We start from the raw sequence: 23153 nt of genomic DNA, 5'->3' as shown, positions 1-23153 counted from the left end.
CTCGGTGAATGTGAGCGTGCAGCCGAACGGACGGGACCGATTGCGGGAGTTGCTCGACGCGGTGGTGGCCGACGACAACGCCGGCGTCGGCGAGATGGCCCGCAGCAGTCACGCCTCGGAATTTCATTTCTCGCGGGAGGTACGCCGACTCACCGGTGAACCACCGGCCGCGTTGCGCAGGCGCGTGATGCTGGAACGTGCCGCGTGGCGGCTTCGGCAAGGTGAGGGTGTCGCGGAGGTCGCCGCCGCCGAGGGTTGGTCGTCGGCGGAGGTGTTCTCGCGGGCGTTTCGACGGGCGTTCGGGGTGCCGCCGTCGCGGGCGAGCGCCGTCGGATTCCGTTTGGCCGCACCGAACGGCGTGCATTTCCACCCGCCGCACTCGTTGTGGTGTGACGGCCGTGCGGGCGGTTCCGGGCCTGACATCGCGCAGTTCATGCTCGTCCACGACGTCGCCGACAGCGGGTATCTGATCGAGCAGGCCGCGGCGCTCACGGAAACGCAATGGCGACAGGAGATTTCACCCGGACAGGTGGTACTGGACTGGGACGGCCCCGAACCCAGTGTCGCCGAGGTGCTCGGCACGATCGTGTGGACGAAAGAAGTGTGGCTGGCCACGATCGAAGGCCATGACTTCCCGTCGCGTACGACTACTGCGGAGGCGACCGCAGAACAACTTGCCGTCCACCACGAGGTGATCGGAAAGCGGTGGACCACAGTGATTTCCGAACACGCAGCGGCGGGCAGGCTGGCCGATACGGTGATCGACGCGCTGTGCGATCCGCCGGAATCGTTTCAGCTGTACGGCATCGTCGCGCACGTACTGAACTACTCGGCGCACCGGCGCGGGCTGGCCCGCGCGATGCTCGCGCGTCACGGCATCGACACGCACCGGGGTGATCCACTGGAATGGATGAGAAGGGACTGATGAGCAAAACCGTCTACTACACCGCATCAAGCCTCGACGGTTACATCGTCGACGACAACGACAGCCTGGACTGGCTGATCACGCGAAACATCGACCAGGGCGGCCCCTTCGGCTACGACGATTTCATCAAGACCATCGGTGCACTGGCGATGGGATCGGCGACCTACGAGTGGATCGTCAAGAACGACCCCGATGGATGGACGTACGACCAGCCGACGTGGGTGCTGACCCATCGGCCGCAGATCATCGTCGAGGGCCATCCGGTGCAGGTCTTCGAAGGCGACATCACCGAGTTGCATCCCAAGCTGGTCTCGGCCGCCGCGGGCAAGGACGTCTGGGTCGTCGGTGGCGGAGAGATCGCGGCGCAGTTCGTCGCGGCCGGCCTGATCGACGAGATGATCGTCAGCTATACGCCGTGTTCTCTCGGGGCGGGCTCGCGGGTGTTGCCGATCCGCTCGGAGTGGGTTCTGGCGGAATCGGCGGTCAACGGCGACTTCGTGTGCGCCCGCTGGACGCGCGCGTAGATGAGAGCGTTCTCATCTGCGTCTAACCGACGGGAGACTCACCACCCGCAGGCTTGACGGTGTGCGCACGACGATCCTGATCCCGATCGCGGCCCTGGTGATCGCCGGGGGCGCGACAGTCGTCGGCGTCTCCATGACCTCGAGCGCCGACGAGCAGCCGATCGGGCCGATCGTCGTGCATGCGCCGCAGCGGCCGGCCACCGCCCAATCCGTCGCACCGCCGCCGGAGCCGTCCGGAGTCCCGGCCCCGCCTCCGCCGGTCACCCAGGGTGGGCCGCCGGCGAGCGGCTCGTGGGGCGGTGGCGATGACGACGACTGGGGCGACGACGGGGATGACGACGACGGGGATGACTGAACGCGGCGATACCGTCGTGCAGGCGCCCGCCGGGCAGTATGGGTTTCACCCAGCAACGAATCCCAGGATGTCGTCGATGCCCCGCACCCCAGCAGCACGTTCGCGTCTGCGTCGGCTGCTGCCCTCGACCGCGCGGACCAGGATCATCGCGTGGATGCTGCTGCTGGTGCTGGCTGCGCTCGGCATCGTCACGTTCGTGACCTGGCGGCTACTGGTCTCGGGTATCGACACGCGGATCGACGAGGCGCTGCGGTTCGAGGTCAGCGAATTCACCGAACTCACCGCACCCGGCGTCAACCCGCGCACGGGCGAACCGTTCACCAGCGTCGACGAGGTGATCCGGGAAGCCATCGCCTACAACCTCGCGCGGCCCAACGAGAAGTTCCTCGGGTACGTCGACGGCGAGTACCGCACGCAGAGCCGTCAGGAGCCCGGTACTCCGGAGGTGCTCGCGAGCGATCCCGAGTTCACCGCTCTGGTGGCGTCGTTGACCGCCCCCACCGACGGCAACTACGCGCATCTGGAGGCCGGCGACGTGCGATACCTCGCCATCCCGGTCCGGCTCGACGGGGACCCGGGCCACGGCGTGATCGTCGCGGCCTACCTCAGTGACGCCGAGCGGGACAGTGCCGACGACGCGGCCCGCCTCATGCTGATCGTCGGGGCCATCACGGTTCTCGGCGCGGCGGGTGCGGCCTGGTTGGTGGCCGGCCGCATCCTGCGGCCGCTGCGCGATGTCGTCGACACCGCGCGCACGATCACCGAAACCGATCTGTCCCAACGCATCCCGTCCAGCGGTGAAGGCGATGAGCTCGATGCCCTCGTCGGGACCGTCAACCGGATGCTCGACCGGGTCGAAGCCGGGGTTTCGGCCCAGCGGCGGTTCATCGACGACATCGGCCACGAGTTGCGCACCCCCATCACGATCGTGCGCGGGCATCTGGAGGTGCTCGATCCCGGCGACCGGGCCGATGTGGAGTCGACCGTCGCGCTCGTCGACGACGAACTCGACCGGATGAACCGCATGGTCGCCGATCTCCTGCTGTTGGCCCGGGCCGAGCAGCCCGCGTTCTTGCAGCCCGTGCCCGTCGATGTCGGGGCGCTGACCGCCGACGCGTTCGGCAAGGTCAGCCGGCTCGGCGACCGTGAGTTCACGTTCGACGCGTGCGCGCGCGTCGTCGCGGTGCTCGACCCGCAGCGCATCACCCAGGCGCTGGTCGCGCTGGCCGACAACGCGTGCCGCTACACGAAGCCGGGGGACCGGATCGGCATCGGCTCCCAGCTGTCCGGCGGCTGGCTGCGGTTCTGGGTGTCCGACACCGGCCCGGGCGTCAGCGAGGCCGATCGGTCGCGGATCTTCGAGCGGTTCGGGCGGGGGAGCGCGGGTGGCCGCCGGTCCGACGGTGCCGGCCTGGGTCTGGCGATCGTGCGGGCGATCGCCGTCGCGCACGGTGGTGAGGTGCTGCTGGACACCGTCGTGGGCCAGGGCGCGACGTTCACCGTGGTCATACCCGCGATCCCGGAGGAGGCGCCGTGGCCCGCATCCTGATCGCCGAGGATGAGCCGCGCATCTCGTCGTTCATCGAGAAAGGTCTGTCCGCCAACGGTTTTGCGGTGACGGTGGTTGCCGAGGGCGGTGCGGCCTACGACTACGCGATGACTGGGGGATTCGACCTCATGATCCTCGACATCGGCCTGCCCGACATCGACGGTTTCAGCGTGCTGCGCAAACTGCGGGCCGACCGCAACCCGATCCCGGTGATCGTGCTGACGGCGCGAGACAGCGTGCAGGACACCGTCGCCGGTCTGGAGGGCGGGGCCGACGACTACATGCCCAAGCCGTTCCGGTTCGAGGAGCTGCTGGCCCGCGTTCGTCTGCGGCTGACCTCGAACCGTGCCGCCGAGCTCACGGTGTTGTCCTACGGCGGTCTGCAACTCGATCTCCGCACCCGGCGCGCACGGGTGGGCGGCGACACGGTCGACCTGTCGGCACGCGAATTCGCGCTCGTGGAGACGTTTTTGCGCCACCCCGGCCAGGTGCTGTCCCGCGAACAGCTGCTCAGCCACGTGTGGGGCTACGACTTCGATCCCGGGTCGAACGTCGTCGACGTGTACGTGCGCTATCTGCGCCGCAAGCTCGGGGCCGATCGGTTCGTCACCCTGCGCGGTATGGGTTACCGGCTCGAAGACCTGCCGTAGCGGCGCCCGTCACCCCGGGAGGTGACGGGCGCCCACTGTCGGGGCGAGCGTTCAGTCGTCGCCCCAGTCGTCCCAATCATCGTCCCAGTCGTCGTGGCCGTACCAGTCGTCGTCGCCCCAGTCGTCGTCATCGTCGAGCGCCAACGTCGTGTTGACGGTCGTGACTGGGGCAGGCGACGTGCTGTCGGCGAACGCGGTGCCCGCGCCGACCAAGCCGAGGCCGGTCAACGCCAGACCGACTGTCAGGACCTTCCATATCTCCGGTCGCTGCATGAGGTGCTCCTTCTCGTGTGTGGTTTCCCGACAACACAAGACTCACGGCCCTGCATGAGGCGTTCAGGAGCCGAAGATGAGCACCTTCTCATGCTCGCGGATTTACTCCGGCGTGTAGCCGAACGGCAGCAGCACGCTCTTGGCCTGGGTGTAGGCCTCGATGCCCTCGGGGCCGTTCTCGCGGCCGATGCCCGAGTTCTTGTACCCGCCGAACGGAGCGCCCGGGTCGAACGCGTACATGTTGACCGCGTACGTCCCGGTGCGGATCTTGGACGCGATCTCCATGGCCTTGCCGAAATCGGTCGTGTACACACTGCCGGCCAGGCCGTAGGGCGAATCGTTGGCGATCCGCACCGCCTCGTCCTCGGTGTCGTAGGGGATCACCGCCAGCACGGGCCCGAAGATCTCCTCCTGCGCGATGGTCATCGAGTTGTCGACGTCGGCGAACACCGTCGGCTCCACGAACCAACCCGAATCCAGGCCCTCGGGCCGGCCGCCACCCGTGACGATCCGGGCACCTTCCTCGACGCCCTTCTTGATGTAGCCCTCGACACGCTCACGCTGCTTCTCACTGATCAGCGGGCCGATCATCGAAGCGGGATCGTCGGGCAGCCCGGCCTGCATCCCGGCGGCTGCGGCCGCGAGCTTCTCTACGACCTCGTCGTAGCGCGACCGGGGCGCCAGGATGCGGGTCTGACCGACACAGGCCTGCCCGCTGTTCATCAGCCCGGAGAACACCAGCATCGGCAGCGTCGAATCCAGGTCGGCGTCTTCGAGGATGATCGCTGCCGACTTGCCGCCCAGCTCGAGCGTGCACGGCTTGAGTTTCTCGGCCGCGATCTTGCCGATCTCCTTGCCGACCGCGCTCGACCCGGTGAACGTGAACTTGTCGAGCTCGGGGTTGTTGGTGAGGGCGCGACCGGTCTCCACACCGCCAGGCACGATCGACAGCACGCCTTCGGGCAGGCCCGCTTCGGCGAACACCTCGGCGAACAGGTTGGTGGTCAGCGGGGTCTCGGCGGCCGGCTTGAGCACGACCGTGCAGCCCGCGAGCAGCGCCGGACCGAGCTTGTTGCAGGCCAGGAAGAACGGCACGTTCCAGGCGATCACCGCGCCGACCACGCCGATGGGCTCCTTGAGCACCATGGTCTGGCCGTAGATGCCGTCGCGGATGTCCTTCCACGCGAACTTGTCCGCCGCACCGGCGTAGTACTGCAGCCCGGACACACCCGCGCCGAACTGCATCATGTCGACGATGGTCGGCGGCTGGCCGGTCTCCAGCTTCAGCAGGTGCTTGAACTCGTCGGCCCGCGCGTTGACCAGTTCCACGGTCTTGGCCAGCACGGCCTGGCGCTCGGCGGGCGACATCCGCGGCCACGGGCCCTCGTCGAACGCCTTGCGGGCTGCGGCGCACGCGGCGTTGACATCGGCCTCGGCGGCCAGCGGCACCTGGCCGACCTTCTCGCCGGTGGCGGGGGAGAAGACTTCGATGATCTCGGAGGTCGACGGCTCGACCCAGTGGCCGCCGATGAACAACTTGTCGTAATCGGTCTTGGCGACATCCACACTCTGTGTCATGAGCGTCACACTACCCAGATTTCGGTGAAACGAGAACCTGTTCCAGTTGGGCGGCCTACCGGGGCCGCAGAACGAGTACCAGATTGCTCACCATGAACTCCCGCAACCCCGGCGCCGACGTCATCCACCATGCCCATCGTGGGTGGTAGCGGGGAAATGCGGCGATCAGCGATCCGGTGCTCGCGGCCCATTCCAAGCCGTCGGCGGCCGACACCGCGAACAACGACGATCCGTAGTCGTTCTTGGGTCGGTGGCCGTGTTTGCGGGCGTAGCGATCGGCGGCTCGCGCACCGCCGAGATAGTGCGTGAGACCCATCTCATGACCGCCGAACGGACCGAGCCACACCGTGTAGGAGAACACCGCCAGACCGCCGGGGCGGGTCACCCGCAGCATCTCGTTGCCCAGCCGCCACGGCTGCGCCACGTGCTCGGCGACGTTCGACGACAGGCAGATGTCGACGCTGGCGTCGGCGAACGGCAGCGCCGTCCCGGACGCTCGGACAAAGGTCCCCGCCCCCGGCTCTCCGGCCGGACCTGCGTGCATCTCGCGCGGATCCGGCTCAACGCCGATGTAGTGCATGCCCGCGGCCTCGAAGGCCGATGCGAAGTAACCCGGCCCACCGCCCACGTCGAGCACCGTGCGGCCGGTGGCGGAGTTGCCGGTCGCTCCGGTCCACAGGTCGGCCACCATCGCGACGGTGTCGTCGGCCAGCGCCCCGTAGAAACGGGCCGGTGCGGTCTGCTCGAAGCGGAACTGCGACAGCAACCGCACCGACCGGCGCAAAGTCGCGCGGCGGGCAAAGCGGTCGGTCGGATTCACTCGCCCAACGTACTGGCCGGTACTCTCAACACGATGTCCGCTGCGCCCATCTCGTCCGTCCTGCTGCTGTGCTGGCGCGACACCGGGCACCCGCAGGGCGGTGGCAGCGAAGCTTACGTGCAGCGCATCGGCGCGCAGTGGGCCAAAGAAGGCATGAACGTCACATTGCGCACCGCACGCTATCCAGGGGCGGCGCGCGAGGAGATCGTCGACGGGGTGCGGATCAGCCGGGGCGGGGGCCCGTACTCGGTGTACATCTGGGCCGGGTTGGCGATGGTGCTGGCCCGCATCGGCCTCGGGCCGTTGCGCCGGTCGCGGCCCGACGTCGTCGTCGACACCCAGAACGGACTGCCCTTTCTCGCGCGGCTGGCCTTCGGCCGGCGCGTGGCGGTGCTCGTGCACCACTGCCACCGTGAGCTGTGGCCCGTTGCCGGACCCGTGATGGGCCGGGTCGGCTGGTTCGTCGAGTCGAAGTTGTCGCCGCGCCTGCACCGCCGCAACCAGTACGTCACGGTGTCATTGCCATCGGCGCGCGATCTCAACGAGCTCGGCGTCGATTCCGGCCGTATCGCCGTGGTGCGCAACGGACTTGACGAAGCGCCCGAGCGCACGCTGGAGCTGCCCCGCTCCCAGACGCCTCGTATCGTGGTGCTCTCGCGGCTGGTACCGCACAAGCAGATCGAGGATGCTCTTGAGGCCGTCGCGCAGCTGCGGGACGACATCCCGGGCCTACACCTCGACATCCTGGGCGGTGGCTGGTGGCAGGAGCGCCTCGTCGACCACGCCAACCTTCTCGGCATCCCCGACGCCGTCACGTTCCACGGCCACGTCGATGACGTCACGAAACATCGAGTGCTGCAGCAGAGTTGGGTGCACGTGCTGCCGTCCCGCAAAGAAGGCTGGGGGCTCGCGGTCACCGAGGCCGCTCAACACGGTGTGCCCACCATCGGCTACCGCTCCTCGGGCGGGTTGACGGACTCGATCGTCGACGGCGTCACCGGGATGCTGGTCGACGATGGCGACGGTCTGGTGTCCGGGCTTCGGCAGCTGCTGACCGATCCGGTGCTGCGTGCGCAGCTGGGCAGCAAGGCCCAGGCGCGCAGCGACGAATTCTCCTGGGCGCAAAGCGCGGACGCGATGCGTAGCGTGCTTGAGTCGGTTCGCGATGGGCGCTACGTCAGCGGTTTGGTCTGAGTTCGGCCGAGGTGTGGGTCTGCCCGCCTGTGAGCGACAATGTCGCTGAAATCGCCTCTGCTGCATCGGTTGTCCCGCTGGCCACACCAGTTTTGGGCTGATTGGCCACAGGAGTCGGCTGGCGCAACAGCAGCCTCAGCGGTTACGTGCCCGCTTACGAGCGACTTTGTCGCTGGAGAGGTGGGCAATGGATGACGCTGATTGCCAACGGTATTCGGGGTGGCGTCTACGCCTTGGGCTGCTGTCACATACTGACTGGAGTCCTCGGCGTAGCGACAGATAGCACTCCAGAGGCTCCGGCCGCGAATGCAATAACCCCCGCGCGCGACATTGTCGCTGATAGGTGGACAGCCGAATTTGCGTTACCGATAAGGCCGGTGGGGGCAAAGTGACCGATGTTGCTCACGCCGTGGGGCTCAAGTGAAAGATGTTGCACCCGAGGCGATTTCAGCGACATTGTCGCTCATAGGCGGGCAGGTCGGCACCTCACTGGGTCGCCGTCACGGCATCGCGAACGCGCCGCCCTCGAAGCGCCGTGATCACCATGCCGAGCGCGCCCGCCACCAACACCCCCAGCCACACAAGATGCGCGGCGATCATCAGCGGCCGGCCGGACGCCGCCGGTGCCGATCCGCCGATGCGGTGCACGGTGATATCGCCGTCGCGGTAAGCCACCGGCAACGGCAGATTCGACGGGATGCCGTTGGTTTGAACCACCAGCCAGCCGACGCCGGCGTCGGCCAGCGTCTGCCGATCGGCGCCCGTCCGCAGCAGATCTTGGACCTCGCGGGCCCGTGCTCCCTCGCCGGGCACGATCTCACCGCCGATGAACAGATCGCCGGTCGTCAGCACGTCGGCTCGCACCCAGCGAGGCAGCGGGTCCAGCACCGGTGCGGCGCCGGCCCAGTAGAACAGCCGCATGCTGTCGGGGGGCAACACCGCGACGGGGCGGGGATCGTCGTTGATCACGTCGGCCGCGGCAGCCCAGCCGGATGGGTATTGCACGGTGGTGACCTTGCCGCCGACGCCCCAGGCCAGGTCGGGCAGCACCGCGATGTGCGCGGCACAGCACACCGCCGCGGCCGCACCGGCCGGCACGCGCAGCCGCTGCAACGCCTGCGGGGCCGCCGCTGCCGCCAGCACATACCCGGGCATGGCCAGCGCGACCCACTTCTGCCCGTCGCGCACGACCCCGAGACCGGGAACCGCACGCGTCACGGATTCCACGACGGCCAAACCCGGCCCCGTGGCCATCGCCGCGGGCATGAGCACGGCGAACGCCGCGAGCACCAGCAACGGCACCGCCGCAGGCTTGCGTAGGACGACCGGAAGGCCGAGCGCGACGATTCCGAGCAGCACCGCGGCGGCCACGACCGCGAAAAGTCCCGCGCGGGAGGCAGGGACGGCATCGCTGTTCCAGATGCCACCGAGGCTCGCCAGGCTGCCCAGCGTCGCCAAACCCGGTTCGGCGCGTGCGGCGAACGCACGCACACCGGCAGCCGGATCGGGCGACGACGAAACCGCACCCCCCACGGCCGCTGCCACGAGCCACGGCACCGCGGCCAGCACCGCCAATCCAAGACCGCACCCCGCGACCCGCCACCGCTGCCAGCCGTCGCCCGGTACGGCAACGCAGGTCAGCGCGACCGCGGCGGCCATCATCAGCCCTGTCGGCGTCAGACCGGCCAGGGCGATCCAGAAGGCCAGCCCGAACGCCGCACGCCACGTAAAGCCGTCGGTCCGCATGCGCACCACCGTCGCGGCCACCCAGGGCAGGCAGCAGTAGCCGACCAGCAGGCTCCAATGGCCTTGCAGCAGCCGCTCGGCGACGTAGGGATTCCAGATGGCCAGCGTGGCCGCGATGAACTGGCCGGCGAGCCCGGCCGGTGGGACCACGAGCGATACGAGCCGCGCCGCGCCCCAGCCCGCGAGCCACAGCGCGGCCACCAACAGGACTTTCACCACCACGCCGCCGTCGATCACGGTCGACGTGAGCGCGACGAAGAAGTCCTGCGGCAGGGCCCGCGGCGCGGCCTCGGACAAGCCGAGCGCGGCGTCGGTCAGATAGGACCGCGGTGTCGACACCGCGTCGCGCAACAGCAGGTATCCGGGTGCCAGCAGCGGGGCCGTCACCAATAACGACAGTGCCAGCGCGTACGCAGGCAGGTGGAAGGAGCGCCGGCTCAGATCGGTCGGTCCGGAGGCAGGTCAGACGGTCGCTGCGCAGGCAGCTTCTCGGTCTTGGCCTCCGCACCCGGTACCTGGATGCCCTGGGTGTCGAAGAACCCGTGGTCGGCGGTGTCGAGCCCGGGGTCGATCAGCGTCGACTCCGCCCGCACCGCAAACGAACCCACGACTGCGCCGCCGACCAACGCGATCAGGCCGAGCGCGGTGAACGTGATCGGCAGGATCCGCGTCCACAGCGCCACCCGGTCGCGTTCGTCTTGAGCGGCCGAGACCTGGGATTCGACGGTTTCCTCGGTCGAGGTGACCTTGTAGTCGACGTAGGTCACCTCGGGTTTGAGGGCCTCGCGCGCGTAGTACTGATAGCCGTGCTCCTCGGCCTTGACGATGGTGCCCGACACCGGGTCGACCCAGAAGGTGCGCTGCGCGGCGTAGTAGCGGTCCATCGTGATCGACTCGTCCGGCTCACCCGGCACGCCCCACATCTCGGCTCGCGCGGTCACCGACGAGTCAGCGTCGTCTTCGTACAGCGATGAGTACTTGACCGGCTCCACCAATTTGCCTTCGGCGTCGTAGCCGACGTTCTGGATGAACCGGTAGGCGGTCAGCCCGTTGACGTCTTCTTCGCCGTCGTAGTTGGCGTCGAACGGCTTCTGGGCGATCGGATCGAAGAACGGATACGTCTTCTTCTCGGTGTCGAACGGGAACCGGTAGGTCAGGCCCTCGTGCGGCAGGGCGATGTTGGTCGGCGGCTTCTCGTCCTCGATCGCGCGCGGCTTCTGCACCGCACCGCCGGGGTTGTTCTCGCTGGACACCGCGAGCGCCGAGTTCCGGTTCACCGTGACGGTGTCGACCATCGCCAACAGCAGGCCGTTGTCCTGCTGGCGGTCCGTGCGGCGCAGCGAGCTGCCCACCTGCAGCGTCACCACTTCGGCGTTCGACGGCGCCTCGACGCTGATCTGCTGCTGCAACGCGACCGGAACGTTCCGGTCGATCGAGAACTTCTCAGCGGTCAGCGATGCCGGATCGAAGGCGGTTGCGGTTCCGTCGCTGACCAGCGTCGTGTCGATGTCGAGCGGAATCTTGGCGATTTTGCTCTTGGTGTACGTCGTCAGCAACAGTGCGGCGATCAGCAGGGCAGCACCCAACCCCATGAGTCCGCATGCCGCGATACGCAGCGCCACAGCGCGGTTCAAACCGGGCCTCCTTCGGTGTGGGCCAACTCGTCCTGAGGCAAACCCGTTCGACCCTAACAGCACTATTTAAGGCCATCACTTACTACGACGGCATCCGGCTGTGTGCATTAACCCGCAGTTTGGCGTGGGTGCGCCCGCCCGGCACACTGGTCGCCGTGACCACCGGAGAGTCGACGGTCGGCGGCACGCGTAGTTTCCTGCCGGCGGTCGAAGGCATGCGCGCCTGTGCGGCGATGGGCGTCGTGCTCACTCACGTGGCCTTTCAGACTGGTCACACCGGGGGCATCACGGGCCGCATCTTCGGCCGGTTCGACCTCGCGGTCGCGGTGTTCTTCGCGTTGTCAGGGTTCCTGCTGTGGCGTGGCCACGCCGCCGCGGCCCGCGGACTGCGCGAACGCCCGCCGACGGGCCACTACCTGCGGTCGCGGATCGTGCGCATCATGCCCGGCTACCTGGTGGCGGTCGTCGTGATCCTGCTGCTGTTACCGGAGGCCAAGGCCGATCTGACGGTGTGGCTGGCCAATCTCAGCCTCACGCAGATCTACGTGCCCTTGACCCTGACGGCCGGCCTGACACAGATGTGGAGCCTGTCGGTCGAGGTCAGCTTCTACCTCGCACTACCGCTACTGGCCTTCTTCGCGCGCCGGCTGCCGGTGCGCGCCCGCATCGGGGTGATCGTCGCGGTCGCCGCGTTGAGCCTGTTGTGGGTGCGCATCCCGTTCGACGGCACCACCGGCCTCAATCCGTGGAACTGGCCGCCCGCGTTCTTCTCGTGGTTCGCCGCGGGCATGGTGCTGGCCGAACTGACCGTCAGCCCGTTCGGATGGGTACACCGCCTGGCCCGGCGCCGCGTGTTGATGGCCGTCATCGCGGCCGTCGCGTTCGGCATCGCGGCCTCTCCGCTGGCCGGCCTGGAGGGTCTGCATCCCGGTTCGGTCGGCCAGGTGACACTGAAGACCGCGATGGGCGCCGTGGTCGCGGGCGCGCTGCTCGCCCCGCTCGTGCTCGATCACCCCGACACGCCGCATCGCATTCTGGGCAGCCCGGTCATGGTCACCCTGGGTCGTTGGTCCTATGGGCTGTTCGTGTGGCACCTCGCCGCGTTGGCGATGGTGTTCCCGATGCTCGGCGAATTCCTGTTCAACGGCCGCATGCTGGTGGTCCTGGTGTTGACGACGGTGTTCGGGTTCGCGCTCGCGGCCGTCAGCTATGCGCTCGTCGAATCGCCGTGCCGCGAGGCGCTGCGGCGGTGGGAGTACCGCCACGAACGCCCGGTGCCACCGCTGGACAGTTCGATTACCCCGGAGCCCGAACCTATTTCACGCTGACGTCAATCAAACACGCCGGTTTCAAACGACTCTCGCCTGCGGAGGCGGTGAGTGTTCTACGCCACGCTGTACGTCGCGATCGCCTCACTGCTCTATCCCGACAAGATGGACGACTACGCCGGGTTCCAGGACTATTTCGAATCGCGACGCAAATGGTTCTACAGCCTGCTGGCAGTCATGTTCCTGATCGACCTGGTGGACACCGCGATCAAGGGCGCGGACTATTTCCACTCACTCGGCACCGAGTACGTGGTCAAGCAGGTGGTGCTGGTCGTCTGCTCGCTGATCGCGGTGTTCGTGGCCGACAAGCGCTACCACCTGACGTTCGTGGTGGTCGCGATCGTCTACCAGGTCTTCTGGATTGTGCGGCTATTCGACGTGCTGCAGTGACAGTCGAGCGATAACCTCGTCGCGTATCGCGGACCTCCGCGCCTTGCCTGCGTCGTCACGCAACGGGGTGTCGACGAACTCCACCGAGGCGGGCACTTTGTAACCCGAAAGCGATTTCCGCACAAAGTCTTTAACGGCCTCGGCGGCCAGCGTCGACTCCTCGGTCCTCTGCACCAGGGCATGGGGCATCTGTCCGAGATCCTCGTGGGGCACACCGACGACGAGGCAGGACAGCACGTCGGGATGTGCCGCGAGGGCGGCTTCGATCTCGGCCGGGTAGACGTTGCGACCCCCGACCGTGAACATGTCGACGCGACGGTCGTTGAGGTAGAAGTAACGCTCGTCACCGTCGTCGACGTAAAAACCCAGATCGCCCAACGTATCCCAGCCGTCGCGGCTCTTCGCCGTGGTGCCCACATAGCGGTATGTCGGCGCGCTGCCTGGCCCGGGCCGCATGTAGATCTCGCCGGTCACCCCGGGCGGGCATTCGTTTCCGTCGTCATCGAGCACCTTCATCTCCCCGGCCACCACGGTGCCAACCGAACCGGGGTGTGCGAGCCACTGCTCGCCGGATATGAAGGTCAGCGCTTGAAGTTCGGTGCCGCCGTACAGTTCCCACACCGTCTCGGGGTCGAGCAGCTCGATCCAAGCCTCTTTGACCGTGGGTGGGCACGGGGCACCTACGTGCCAGAACCGCCGAATCGACGACAGGTCATAGGCGTTCGGATCTGCCCGGTACGCCGCGAGCGCACGCTGCATGATCGTGGGCACGGTCGTCAGGAACGTGACCCGGTGCTCGCTGATCAGGCTCAGGAATTCGGCCGGCTCGAAGCGCGGCATGAGGACGAGATGCTGACCCATCAGCAGCGCGATCGCGAACGTGGTGAATCCGGTGTTGTGGCTCATCGGCACCGACATCAGGGTGACGTCGTCATCCTGCGCACCGAGCGGGAATCCGATCAGGGCAGGCACGCGGCTATCATGGCCTGCCTCGATCAGTTTGGGCCGCCCGGTGCTGCCGCCAGACGCCATCGACTTCCACGTCGGTGAGACGGCTTCCGGCAGCGGCTCGTCCGACAACGCCGGATCCGGCGTGAAACCGTTTGGTACCCAAGGGGTTTCGCCGCCATCGCGGCCGACGACGAGCGCCCGCGGGCGCAGCGCGAGGATTCCGGCGAACTCCGCGTCCGGTAGCCGGGGCGACAGTGGCTGGGGGATCGCGCCCAGTTTCCAGGTGGCGAGCACGGCCTGCACCCATTCGATCGAGTTGGGCAGGCTGATCGTCACGTAATTGCCTTGTCCCACCCCGAATTCGGCGTACGCGCGAGCCAGCCGGTTCGTCGAACGATCGAGTTCGCCGCGCGTGATGGTGCGGCCTGCGCAGGTCACCGCCGGCCGGTCGGGCTCGGCCTCGGCCAGCCGCGCGGTCTGGGTGCCGATCGGCGGCACGCGGTCAGGCATGTCAGTACCCGCCTTTCCGGCCGAAGATCCGGCGTGGGTTGTCGACGAGCATCGTGTTGATCTGCTCGTCGGTCACGCCGCGATCTTTGAGCGCGGGGATCACATCGTTGTGGATGTGCAGGTAATGGCTGTTGGGCAGCGCCTTACTGGTCATCTCGTCGGGCAGCGCATCGAAATAGCACCAGGTGTCGTGCGAGAGCACCATCCGGTCGGCGTGCCCGCGTTCGCACATCGTGGCGACGGTTTGCACGCGCTCGGCGAACGGCAGGAACACGTCGACGCCGAACCGGTCCATGCCGATGTAGGAGCCGTTGGCGATCAGCTCTTCGAGATAGCCGATGTCGGTGGTGTCGCCGCTGTGGCCGATGACCACGCGCGACAGGTCGACGCCTTCATCGGCGAAGATCTGCTGCTGCTCCAGACCGCGGCGGGTCGCCGCGTGCGTATGGGTGGAGATCGGCACGCCGGTCTGGCGGTGCGCCTGCGCGACGGCTCGCAGTACGCGTTCCACACCGGGTGTGACGCCCGGTTCGTCGGTGGCGCACTTTAGGATTGCGGCCTTGATCCCGGTGTCGGCGATGCCGTGGTCGATGTCGCGGACGAACATCTCGGTCATCGGTTCGGACCCGCCCATGGCCGGCCCGCGGAAGTGGAACGTCATCGGGATGTCGTTGTAGGTGTAGAGCCCGGTTGCGACGACGATGTTGAGGTCGGTCGCGGCGGCGATGCGGGCGATCCGCGGGATGTAGCGGCCGAGCCCGATGACGGTGAGGTCGACAATCGTGTCGACGCCGCGCGCCTTGAGTTCGTTGAGCCGGGCGATCGCGTCGGCTTCCCGGCCGGCCTCGTCACCCCACGATTCGGGGTAGTTCTGGGTGAGCTCGGTCGACATGATGAAGACGTGCTCGTGCATGAGCGTGACACCGAGGTCGGCCGTGTCGATGGTTCCGCTGGCGGTGTTTACAGTCGGCACCTGGCCGATGCTAGGACGGCGCGGATGGTCCGGTGGCGGATTCGGGCCAGTCGCGCGTCTACTTCGTGTCGGCGGTCTGGAGATAGGCGTGAAGCCTGGTGAAAACACGCTCGATGCAAGTCAGTTCGTCGGGCTCGATATGGTCCATGAACAGCTTGCGTGCGTAACTCGGTGCCGGCCTTGACCATTGCCTGGCAGACCGACGGAGTCTGCTTGTCGATGTAGATGCGATCGGGCGCCCGTCAGCCCTGCCGCGCCTTGACGGCGGCGACGGCATCGGGGGTGACGGGGTCGAGGATGTCGTCGTAGTCGTGGTGGCGTTTGACGTACTTGGCGATGTACGGGCATACCGGCACGATGCGCTTGCCGGCCGCCCTGGTGTCGGCCAGGGCTTGCTCGACGAGCGTGCCGGCCAGCCCCTGGCCGCCGAACTTGTCGTCGATTTCGGTGTGGTAGAGGATCCGTTGGCCTTCGGTGTCGACGTAGTCGATCAGACCGGCGTGCTCACCGTCGACGGTGATCTCGTACTGGAGGGCGTCGGGGATATCGCGAACTTCAGCCATGGCTCCCACTATGCCGCAGCCGACCGCGCGGCCTGGCAACATCGTGTCGGTGGCTCGACACGGGGGTGGCCGATGACGACTCCGACACCGCGGACGCCGGCGACCTCGACATGGGCACCGCTGGCCTCACCGATCTACCGCGCGTTGTGGATCGCGCAGTTCGTGTCCAATCTCGGCACCTGGATGCAGACGGTCGGCGCCCAGTGGATGCTCGTCGCCGATCCGCGCGCCGCCGTCCTGGTCCCGTTGGTCCAGACCGCCACCACGCTGCCGGTGATGCTGTTGGCGTTGCCGTCCGGTGTGCTCGCCGATCTGGTGGACCGGCGCCGCTTGCTGATCGCCACCCAGGGCGCGATGGCCGCGGGTGTGGCAGCGCTCGCATCGCTCACCGGTGCCGGCCTCGCCACCCCGACGGTGCTGTTGATCCTGCTGTTCCTGATCGGCTGCGGGCAGGCCCTCACCGCGCCCGCCTGGCAGGCCATCCAGCCGGACCTCGTTCCGCGCGAACAGATCCCGGCCGCCGCGGCGCTCGGCAGCATGAGCATGAACGGTGCGCGTGCGATCGGCCCCGCGGTCGCGGGCGCCCTGGTGTCGCTGTCCGGGCCGACGCTGGTGTTTTCGCTCAACGCGGTGTCGTTCGTCGGGATCGTCGCCGTGCTGGTGATGTGGCGCCGCCCCGCCGCCGAACATCTCTTTCCCGCCGAACGGCCGCTGGCGGCGCTGAGCGCAGGCGGACGGTTCATCCGGAGCTCGCCGATCATCCGGCGGATCCTGCTGCGTGCGGTGCTGTTCATCGTGCCCGGCAGTGCCCTGTGGGGACTGCTCGCGGTGATCGCGAAGAACCAACTGCACTTGTCGTCGTCCGGTTACGGCCTACTGCTGGGCGCGCTCGGTGTCGGGGCGGTGCTCGGCGCGTTCGTCTTGTCGCGGCTGCAGGCGGCGTTCGGGCAGAACACCCTGCTGGTCGCCGCGGCCATCGGATTCGGCATCGCCACCACGGTGCTGGCGTTGGTGCACCAGGTGGCCGTGGTGATGGCGACGCTGGTTGTCGGCGGCGCTGCCTGGTTGTTGGCGCTGTCGACACTCAACGCCTCGATGCAGCTGAGCCTGCCTGCCTGGGTGCGGGCGCGCGGGCTGTCGGTGTATCAGCTGGTCTTCATGGGCGGGCAGGCCATCGGCTCGCTGGTCTGGGGCTTCGTCGCGGGGGCTGCGGGCAGCGTCACCGCCCTGTTGGTGAGCGCGGCGTTGATGGCCGTGTGCGCGCTGTCGGCGCTGTGGTGGCCGCTGCACGCGCGCACCGGCGACCTCGATCTCACACCGTCGGCCCATTGGCCCGAACCGGCACTGGTGTTCGAGCCGGAGCCACCGGACGGTCCCGTCGTGGTGCTCACCTATTACCGCGTCGAACCGGAGCAGGAAGCCGAGTTCCTCACCGCCATGGCGGCACTCGGCCGGTCCCGGCAGCGGACCGGCGCGGCGCAGTGGCAGCTGTTCCGCAGCGGCGAACAGGCCGCCACGTTCGTGGAGGCGTTTGTGGTGCGGTCGTGGGACGAGCATCTACGCCAGCACCACACCCGCCTGACCGGTCACGATCTGCTGGTCGAGCAAGCTGTCGAACGCTACATCGAGGGCGAGCCCGTCTCGCACCATCTGATCGCGGTGAAGAGACGCTAGTGTGAGGTGTACCACAAAGGGGGGCGGGCGGACCCGGAGGAGGTCGACCTCATGACTCGGACACAATTCGGCTCACTCGGCGCGGGTGGTCTCAACTGGAACAGCCTGCCGCTGAAGCTGTTCGCCGGTGGCAATGCGAAAATTCTGGAATCCGGCGGACATCGACTTCTCGCGCGATCGCGCGGACTGGGAGGCGCTGACGGAGCGCGAACGCGAGTATGCCACGCGCCTGTGTGCCGAGTTCATCGCCGGCGAGGAGGCCGTCACCAAGGACATCCAGCCGTTCATGAGTGCCATGCGCGCCGAAGGCCGGCTCGGCGACGAGATGTACCTGACGCAGTTCGCGTTCGAAGAGGCCAAACACACTCAGGTGTTTCGGATGTGGCTCGACGCGGTCGGCGTTACCGAGGATCTGCACAGCTATCTCGACGAGGTCCCGGCCTACCGCCAGATCTTCTGCGAAGAGCTGCCCGATGCGCTGACCGCGTTGACGGCCGACCCCTCGCCCGCTGCGCAGGTCCGGGCCTCGGTCGTCTACAACCACGTCGTGGAAGGCATGCTGGCGCTCACGGGATACTATGCATGGCACAAGATTTGCGTCGATCGCGGCATTCTGCCCGGTATGCAGGAGTTGGTCAGGCGCATCGGTGACGACGAGCGACGGCATATGGCCTGGGGCACGTTCACGTGCCGGCGGCACGTCGCTGCCGACGATGCCAACTGGACGGTGTTCGAAACCCGCATGACCGAGCTGATCCCGCTGGCGTTGCGTCTGACCGAGGAAGGGTTCGCCCTCTACGCCCCCGACATCCCGTTCGGGCTCGAAGAAGACGAGTTCCTGCAGTACTCCAGTGACAAGGGGATGCGGCGGTTCGGCACGATCGGCAGTGCGCGTGGCCGGCCGCTCGCCGAGATCGATGTCGACTATTCCCCGCTGCAACTCGAAGACACCTTTGCCGACGAGGACGAGCGAGCCCTGGCGGCCTCGGCGTGATCTTGTCTACGCAGCACGCGAGCGCGCTGTGGTGTCGGCGAACCCCTCCGCCGCCGACACCACAGCCTTGTGCACGCGGGCGTGCACAACCGCCCGGATCCAGCTAATTCATCGACCCCCGCTTGCGCGGGTGAACAACTTCCTGGATCTGCCTACACGCCGTCGCGGCCGGCTCAGGGCCTCCCCCATGTAGCAAACCTTGAAGCCGGCGTTAACGGTGTGCGTCAGTACCGTAGGTATCGGGTACCTGCCTTGTCAACCGGTACAACGGACAGCCCTGGTCAGCCCCGGTGTATGGGGCTGCACCGCATGCTTCAAAGTTCGCTGGGCGCCTGCGGACCGGGTTTGCCGGTGGGGCTACGCCACGGTGGCACGGCCGAGGCAGCCAAGAACGCCACCGAGACCAGGGCAAGGAACTGCACACCGGGGGAGTGCCCGATGTACCCGTCGACCGACCGCCACGGGTTCTGGCTCAGAACCGCCCCGGCGAGGATGAAGCCGACCGCCGCCGCGCCGACGGTGACGTTGTCACGCCAGCGTTCGCGGTTGCGCAAGAGATGCCGCACACCGATCGCCGCGCCCACTACGGCCAGGCCGGCAAGCCCCGAGACCGCGGCTCCCGCGACCAGCACTCCCGCTCCCGCGATCGATGGTCCGGGGCGCCACGGACGGGCCGGCTCCGTGGCGGGCACCGGCCGCCGCACCGGCAACAGCGCCAGCAGTGCCAGGAGTGGCAGTAGCGCCAGGCCTCCGATCAGGCCGATGCGGTATGGGGTGTTCGAGGCGAACGACAGCGTCACCGTCCCGTCGGTCCCTGCCGGGATCAGCCAGCCCTGCTGCCACCCGTTCACCGTCACAGGCGTCAACCGATTGCCCTCGGCGTCACGGGCGGTCCAGCCCGGGTTCACGCTTTCGGGCACCGTCAAAACCCGCTGGGTGGGCGCCGCACCGACGCGGACCTCGCGGTGGTCCGGTGACCACGCTGCGATGTCGACGGGAGTGGTTGGGGCGGTATGCAATTCGTCGGCCAGGGGAGTGGACAGCACCACGCCGTCGACGATGAATGCCGCACCCGGGCTGACCAGAAGCTCTTGCTGCCCGGCAGGCAGGGCCACCGGTTCGCTGCGGCACGGCTGCGCCGGGATCGGGTCGCCGTCGAGCAGCGCGCCGACTGTCGTCTTCACCGACGTCTGGATGAACTGCCCGGCGACGCCGATGATCGGGCCCTGCCCACACGGAAGACTCACGGCCCGTTCGCGATTGGACGCGGCGTCGGCAGCGCCAACCGGCTTGCCGCGCCCGTCGAGCACGGTCAGTTCGGCCAGCCCAGGCGGCTTGAGCTGATCGAACCCGAGTGACGTGCGGTCGATGATGTCGTTCCAGGCCAACAGCGAGACGGTGATGGTGTCGGTCACCTTGGGCTTGAGCGTCAGCGTCTGTGGCTCGCCGTTGCCCGGCAGTTCGTGCATCTGCGGGCCGTCGCCGAGATCGACCGCCACCAGGGTCGGATGCGCCGGCGGCTGCGTCGAACCAGGATCGATGCGCAGGGCACCGACTTCGGTGCGGGCCGGCAGTTTCAGCGTCAGTGTCGGTGGCGACTTGAACTGCACGACGCGCTGCGAGGCGGTCCACGACGTCCGCGGATCCCCGTCGGTGGCGGCATAGGCCGAACCCAGGATGTCGATCGGATCGGCATCTCCGAACGCTCGGGTGGTGCCCGGCTGAGCGACCAGATCGGCCAGCTTGGGCCCCTGCCTGCCCCGTATCCACACCGTCGGTTGCACTTCGGTGGCCTCCGGGACGGTCAGGGTGCGGCTGAGGTTCACCGGTTCCTCGGAGGCCAGCGCCATCGCGGCCGCGCAGCGCACGCCCACCGGGCTGTCCGCGCAACCCGCCCGGCCGAGCAGTTCGGTACCCAGATCCCATTGCGCCACAACCGAACCCGCTGGCGGGCCGGGTACCTCGACGGTATGGCGAAGGTTGACCGGATGGGCGAAGCCCGAGGCGTCGTACTGGGTGATCGCCAGATCGGTGATGCCGAACTGCACGCCGGCCGAGCCGTCGTCGGTGCCCACCGCGGTGACACGAACCCAGGGTGTCTCGCCGACCGGCAGCGGAATCGTCATCGGCTTGCCCGCGGTTTCGAACCGGCGCGTGCTGGTGCCGGTCGCCGTGGCCACCTCGATCCGGCGCACCTGCGCACCGACGGCGGTGGCACTCGGCGTGATGGTGATGCTGGCGTTGGTGACGGGATGATCGAAATCGACCTGCAGCCATTGGCCGATGGCGGCTTGCAGCGCGTTGGACACCCACGCGGTCGAACTGTCGCTGTCGATGGCTGCCGCAGGTCCCGTGGCCGGTGCGACGTTGGGCAGGGCCGTGGAGTCCGCGGCCGAACTGGACACCGACAGTCGCCCACCGGTCCAGGCGCCGTAGACCGGATCGGCGCCACCCGCGGGATAGTCGGGCACCCGATTGTGGGTGTGGCGCGCATCGTCCGGCGTGCGGATGGCCGACGCGTGGTCATCGACGCGGCCGTAGTCGATCTCGCGTGCGGTCGGGGTGTCGGTGACAACGACGTCGGTCACCGGTAGACCAGCGCGCTGGGCGTCGGTGGCCAGCAGCATCGGACCCAGCGGCGGCTTTGCCGACAACCGGCGTCGCTCGTCGAGGCGCAGCAGCGCCTCCGGGGCGCCCGCGACGCGCGTCATCGCGTCGGCGTCGACCAGGTAGGGCGCTGCCGGATTCGATCCGCCGGTGTCGACGCGATAGATCTGCACGGCCGGATAACGCGGCCGCAGTCCGCTGTCGGCCACGAATCCCTCGAGGGTTCCCGGGCCCACCGGATCGCCGAACTCGGCCACCTTCGACAACCCCGGTGAGCCTTCGATAGCCCGGTGCACGAGGATCGGCCTGGCGGATCGCGACACGTCCGGATCCAGGTCGTTGCGCACGACGACGTATGAAATTCCTTGGCGGGCAAGCGTATCGGCGAGGCCGGCAGACGGGCGGCCGGCTGCGAACAACCGCTGCACCGAGTCGAGGGCGCGAATCGTCTCAGGTGGCGTCAGCGGTATCGAATCGCGCACCCCCCACGGGCTCTCACCGAGAACCTGCAGCGGCTCGTCATGGCTGTTGCCCCACACCTGGGTGGCGAACGGCGCACCGGGCGCAACCAGCACGCGGCCGCGTTCGGTGTTGTGCTCGTCGAGCCAGTCGGCGGTCTCGTGCCAGTACTGCGGGATCGCGGTGAACGTGCCGGGCGGGGTCAGCCTGCCGGTCCAGGCGAGTGAGGTGCCCGCCGCGAGCGCGGCGAGCACCACGATGGCAACCGCGATCCGCTTGTCGCGTTCCGGGCGCGCGAATGCCCGAAGCCACACCGGGCGGGGTGCGCTGCCCGGCAGCGGGATCCGGCCCAGCAAGTGCGCCAGTCCGAGCGCGAGCGGCAACCGGATCACCGGCTCGAGCTTGGCGAGGTTGCGCAGCGGCGTGCCCGCGCCGTCGAGGAACGCCTGAACCTGCAGCGCGACGGGTGAGCCGAGGCCTCCGGAATAGCCGAGCGCCAGCAACACGACGCCGATCAACAGCATCGCGATCAACCGGCCGCGCGCGGGCATCGAGCGCAGCGCGAGCCCGGCCAAACCGGCCGCCGCGACCAGCGTGGTGGCCAGAACCGCCATCGTGCTCGTCACGAGCGAGGCGCCCGCGGTCGCGCTGGGCGCCACGAACGGCGTCCAGCTGTCGGTGCCGCGCAACATCTCGGTCAATGACATCCACTGCGTGGTGACGCCCGAGGACTCGATGAAATCGAGGAACGGCGGGCTGATGCGGCCAAGCATCACCAGCGCGACCACCCACCACGTGACCGCCAGCACCGAGCACAACGCCCACCACGCGGTGAACCGCCACCAGAGCCGGTTCGGCCGATGGCACGCCCACCAGATGACCGCGGCCAGGCATCCGGTCAGGGTCGCGACGGCGTTCACCGCCCCCATCAGTGCGACCGCACCCGCCGAACGCGCGGCCATCAGCCGCACCGAATGCGTGCCGCGGAACGCGAGGATGACCGGCAGCAGCACCCATGGCGCCAGCATCATCGGCAGCGTCTCCGACGAGATCGCGCCGAGGGTGGTCAGGACGCGCGGCGACAGCGCGAACGCGACGGCCCCCAGCACCCGCGAACTGGGACTGCCGATGCCGAGGGCCTCGGCGACCCGCAGCACACCCCAGAACCCGACGGTCAACAACAGCGCCCACCACAGGCGCTGCGTCACCCAGCCGGGGATGCCGAGCAGATCACCGGCCAGGAAGAACGTGCCGTGCGGGAAGAGATAGCCGTAGGCCTGGTTCTGGGCCTGGCCGAACGGCAGGTCGCTGTTCCACAGGTTGAACGCACGAGCCAGGAACCGCAGCGGATTCGCGGTGAGGTCGAGCTTGGTATCGGGTGATATCTGTCCGGGCGACTGGGCGAAAGTCAGGACGAGTGTCGCCGCAGCGACCACCCACAGCCAGCGCCGCGAGA

18 protein-coding genes and 1 pseudogene are annotated in these 23153 nt (G+C 68.0%); 10 read left to right on the top strand and 9 right to left on the bottom strand.

Annotated features, from left to right (window positions below; translation table 11 throughout):
• The first annotated feature begins 16 nt into the window (after nt 1-16).
• From ACOI2T_RS34625 to ACOI2T_RS34605, 5 genes are all read left to right on the top strand, one after another.
• Nucleotides 17-925 (top strand): helix-turn-helix domain-containing protein, encoded by a 909-nt coding sequence (locus tag ACOI2T_RS34625; RefSeq protein ID WP_409503075.1) that lies wholly within the window; start codon nt 17-19, stop codon nt 923-925.
• Nucleotides 925-1449, top strand: a complete 525-nt coding sequence (locus ACOI2T_RS34620) for a dihydrofolate reductase family protein (protein ID WP_409502826.1) — start codon at nt 925-927, stop codon at nt 1447-1449. The genes ACOI2T_RS34625 and ACOI2T_RS34620 overlap by 1 nt, the downstream gene beginning before the upstream one ends.
• Before the next feature lie 61 nt (nt 1450-1510).
• Nucleotides 1511-1804, top strand: a complete 294-nt coding sequence (locus tag ACOI2T_RS34615) for a hypothetical protein (protein ID WP_409502825.1) — start codon at nt 1511-1513, stop codon at nt 1802-1804.
• 76 nt (nt 1805-1880) lie between these two features.
• On the top strand, nt 1881-3353 hold the full coding sequence (locus tag ACOI2T_RS34610) for a sensor histidine kinase (RefSeq protein ID WP_409502824.1): 1473 nt from the start codon (nt 1881-1883) through the stop codon (nt 3351-3353).
• A complete protein-coding gene (locus ACOI2T_RS34605; protein ID WP_409502823.1) occupies nt 3338-4003 on the top strand; it encodes a response regulator transcription factor in 666 nt (221 codons plus the stop codon). The genes ACOI2T_RS34610 and ACOI2T_RS34605 overlap by 16 nt, the downstream gene beginning before the upstream one ends.
• Before the next feature lie 51 nt (nt 4004-4054).
• On the opposite strand, the gene ACOI2T_RS34600 is transcribed toward ACOI2T_RS34605, so the two are convergent.
• The 3 genes from ACOI2T_RS34600 to ACOI2T_RS34590 all read right to left on the bottom strand — a co-directional run bounded on the left by ACOI2T_RS34600 (nt 4055) and on the right by ACOI2T_RS34590 (nt 6674).
• Nucleotides 4055-4276 (bottom strand): hypothetical protein, encoded by a 222-nt coding sequence (locus ACOI2T_RS34600; protein ID WP_409502822.1) that lies wholly within the window; start codon nt 4274-4276, stop codon nt 4055-4057.
• Between the two features lie 102 nt (nt 4277-4378).
• Complete coding sequence (locus ACOI2T_RS34595) at nt 4379-5854, bottom strand: aldehyde dehydrogenase (RefSeq protein ID WP_409502821.1); 1476 nt, start codon at nt 5852-5854, stop codon at nt 4379-4381.
• 55 nt (nt 5855-5909) lie between these two features.
• Nucleotides 5910-6674, bottom strand: coding sequence for a class I SAM-dependent methyltransferase (locus ACOI2T_RS34590; protein ID WP_409502820.1), 765 nt, complete (start codon nt 6672-6674; stop codon nt 5910-5912).
• Nucleotides 6675-6707: 33 nt separating this feature from the next.
• On the opposite strand from ACOI2T_RS34590, the gene ACOI2T_RS34585 reads away from it, so the two are divergent.
• Nucleotides 6708-7868 carry a glycosyltransferase family 4 protein gene (locus ACOI2T_RS34585; RefSeq protein WP_421875347.1) on the top strand — a complete coding sequence of 387 codons (1161 nt, stop codon included), beginning with the start codon at nt 6708-6710 and terminating at the stop codon, nt 7866-7868.
• A 486-nt stretch (nt 7869-8354) separates the two neighbouring features.
• Here the strand turns inward: ACOI2T_RS34585 and ACOI2T_RS34580 are convergent, their stop codons facing one another.
• The gene (locus ACOI2T_RS34580) at nt 8355-10034 is read right to left on the bottom strand and encodes an MmpA family trehalose lipid delivery protein (RefSeq protein ID WP_409503074.1); all 1680 of its coding nucleotides are present in this window, start codon (nt 10032-10034) and stop codon (nt 8355-8357) included.
• Nucleotides 10035-10051: 17 nt separating this feature from the next.
• Nucleotides 10052-11248, bottom strand: coding sequence for a cell envelope lipid trafficking protein PgfA (gene pgfA / locus ACOI2T_RS34575; RefSeq protein WP_067848413.1), 1197 nt, complete (start codon nt 11246-11248; stop codon nt 10052-10054).
• Between the two features lie 215 nt (nt 11249-11463).
• Between pgfA and ACOI2T_RS34570 the strand changes: the two genes are divergently transcribed.
• Complete coding sequence (locus tag ACOI2T_RS34570) at nt 11464-12576, top strand: acyltransferase family protein (RefSeq protein ID WP_234790828.1); 1113 nt, start codon at nt 11464-11466, stop codon at nt 12574-12576.
• 51 nt (nt 12577-12627) lie between these two features.
• A complete protein-coding gene (locus tag ACOI2T_RS34565; RefSeq protein WP_409502818.1) occupies nt 12628-12966 on the top strand; it encodes a hypothetical protein in 339 nt (112 codons plus the stop codon).
• Here ACOI2T_RS34565 and ACOI2T_RS34560 read toward each other — a convergent pair.
• The 3 genes from ACOI2T_RS34560 to ACOI2T_RS34550 all read right to left on the bottom strand — a co-directional run bounded on the left by ACOI2T_RS34560 (nt 12946) and on the right by ACOI2T_RS34550 (nt 15963).
• On the bottom strand, nt 12946-14427 hold the full coding sequence (locus ACOI2T_RS34560) for an AMP-binding protein (protein ID WP_409502817.1): 1482 nt from the start codon (nt 14425-14427) through the stop codon (nt 12946-12948). The two genes, ACOI2T_RS34565 and ACOI2T_RS34560, sit on opposite strands and share 21 nt — an antisense overlap.
• Before the next feature lies 1 nt (nt 14428).
• Nucleotides 14429-15400, bottom strand: coding sequence for a phosphotriesterase family protein (locus tag ACOI2T_RS34555; RefSeq protein ID WP_409502816.1), 972 nt, complete (start codon nt 15398-15400; stop codon nt 14429-14431).
• 242 nt (nt 15401-15642) lie between these two features.
• Entirely contained in the window at nt 15643-15963 is a 321-nt protein-coding gene (locus ACOI2T_RS34550) for a GNAT family N-acetyltransferase (protein WP_409502815.1), read from the bottom strand.
• A gap of 72 nt (nt 15964-16035) precedes the next feature.
• Here ACOI2T_RS34550 and ACOI2T_RS34545 point away from each other — a divergent pair, with 72 nt between their 5' ends.
• Nucleotides 16036-17637, top strand: a complete 1602-nt coding sequence (locus ACOI2T_RS34545; protein ID WP_409502814.1) for an MFS transporter — start codon at nt 16036-16038, stop codon at nt 17635-17637.
• 51 nt (nt 17638-17688) lie between these two features.
• Nucleotides 17689-18631, top strand: a pseudogene (locus ACOI2T_RS34540) (R2-like ligand-binding oxidase).
• Between the two features lie 314 nt (nt 18632-18945).
• Here the strand turns inward: ACOI2T_RS34540 and ACOI2T_RS34535 are convergent.
• Entirely contained in the window at nt 18946-23133 is a 4188-nt protein-coding gene (locus tag ACOI2T_RS34535) for an alpha-(1->3)-arabinofuranosyltransferase domain-containing protein (RefSeq protein WP_409502813.1), read from the bottom strand.
• Nucleotides 23134-23153 lie beyond the last annotated feature (20 nt).

Source organism: Mycolicibacterium wolinskyi str. Jessa 2025 (assembly GCF_049241375.1).
Taxonomy (GTDB): domain Bacteria; phylum Actinomycetota; class Actinomycetes; order Mycobacteriales; family Mycobacteriaceae; genus Mycobacterium; species Mycobacterium wolinskyi.
The sequence above is the reverse complement of the archived record's forward strand: the minus strand, read 5'-3'. Positions and strand labels throughout refer to the sequence as shown.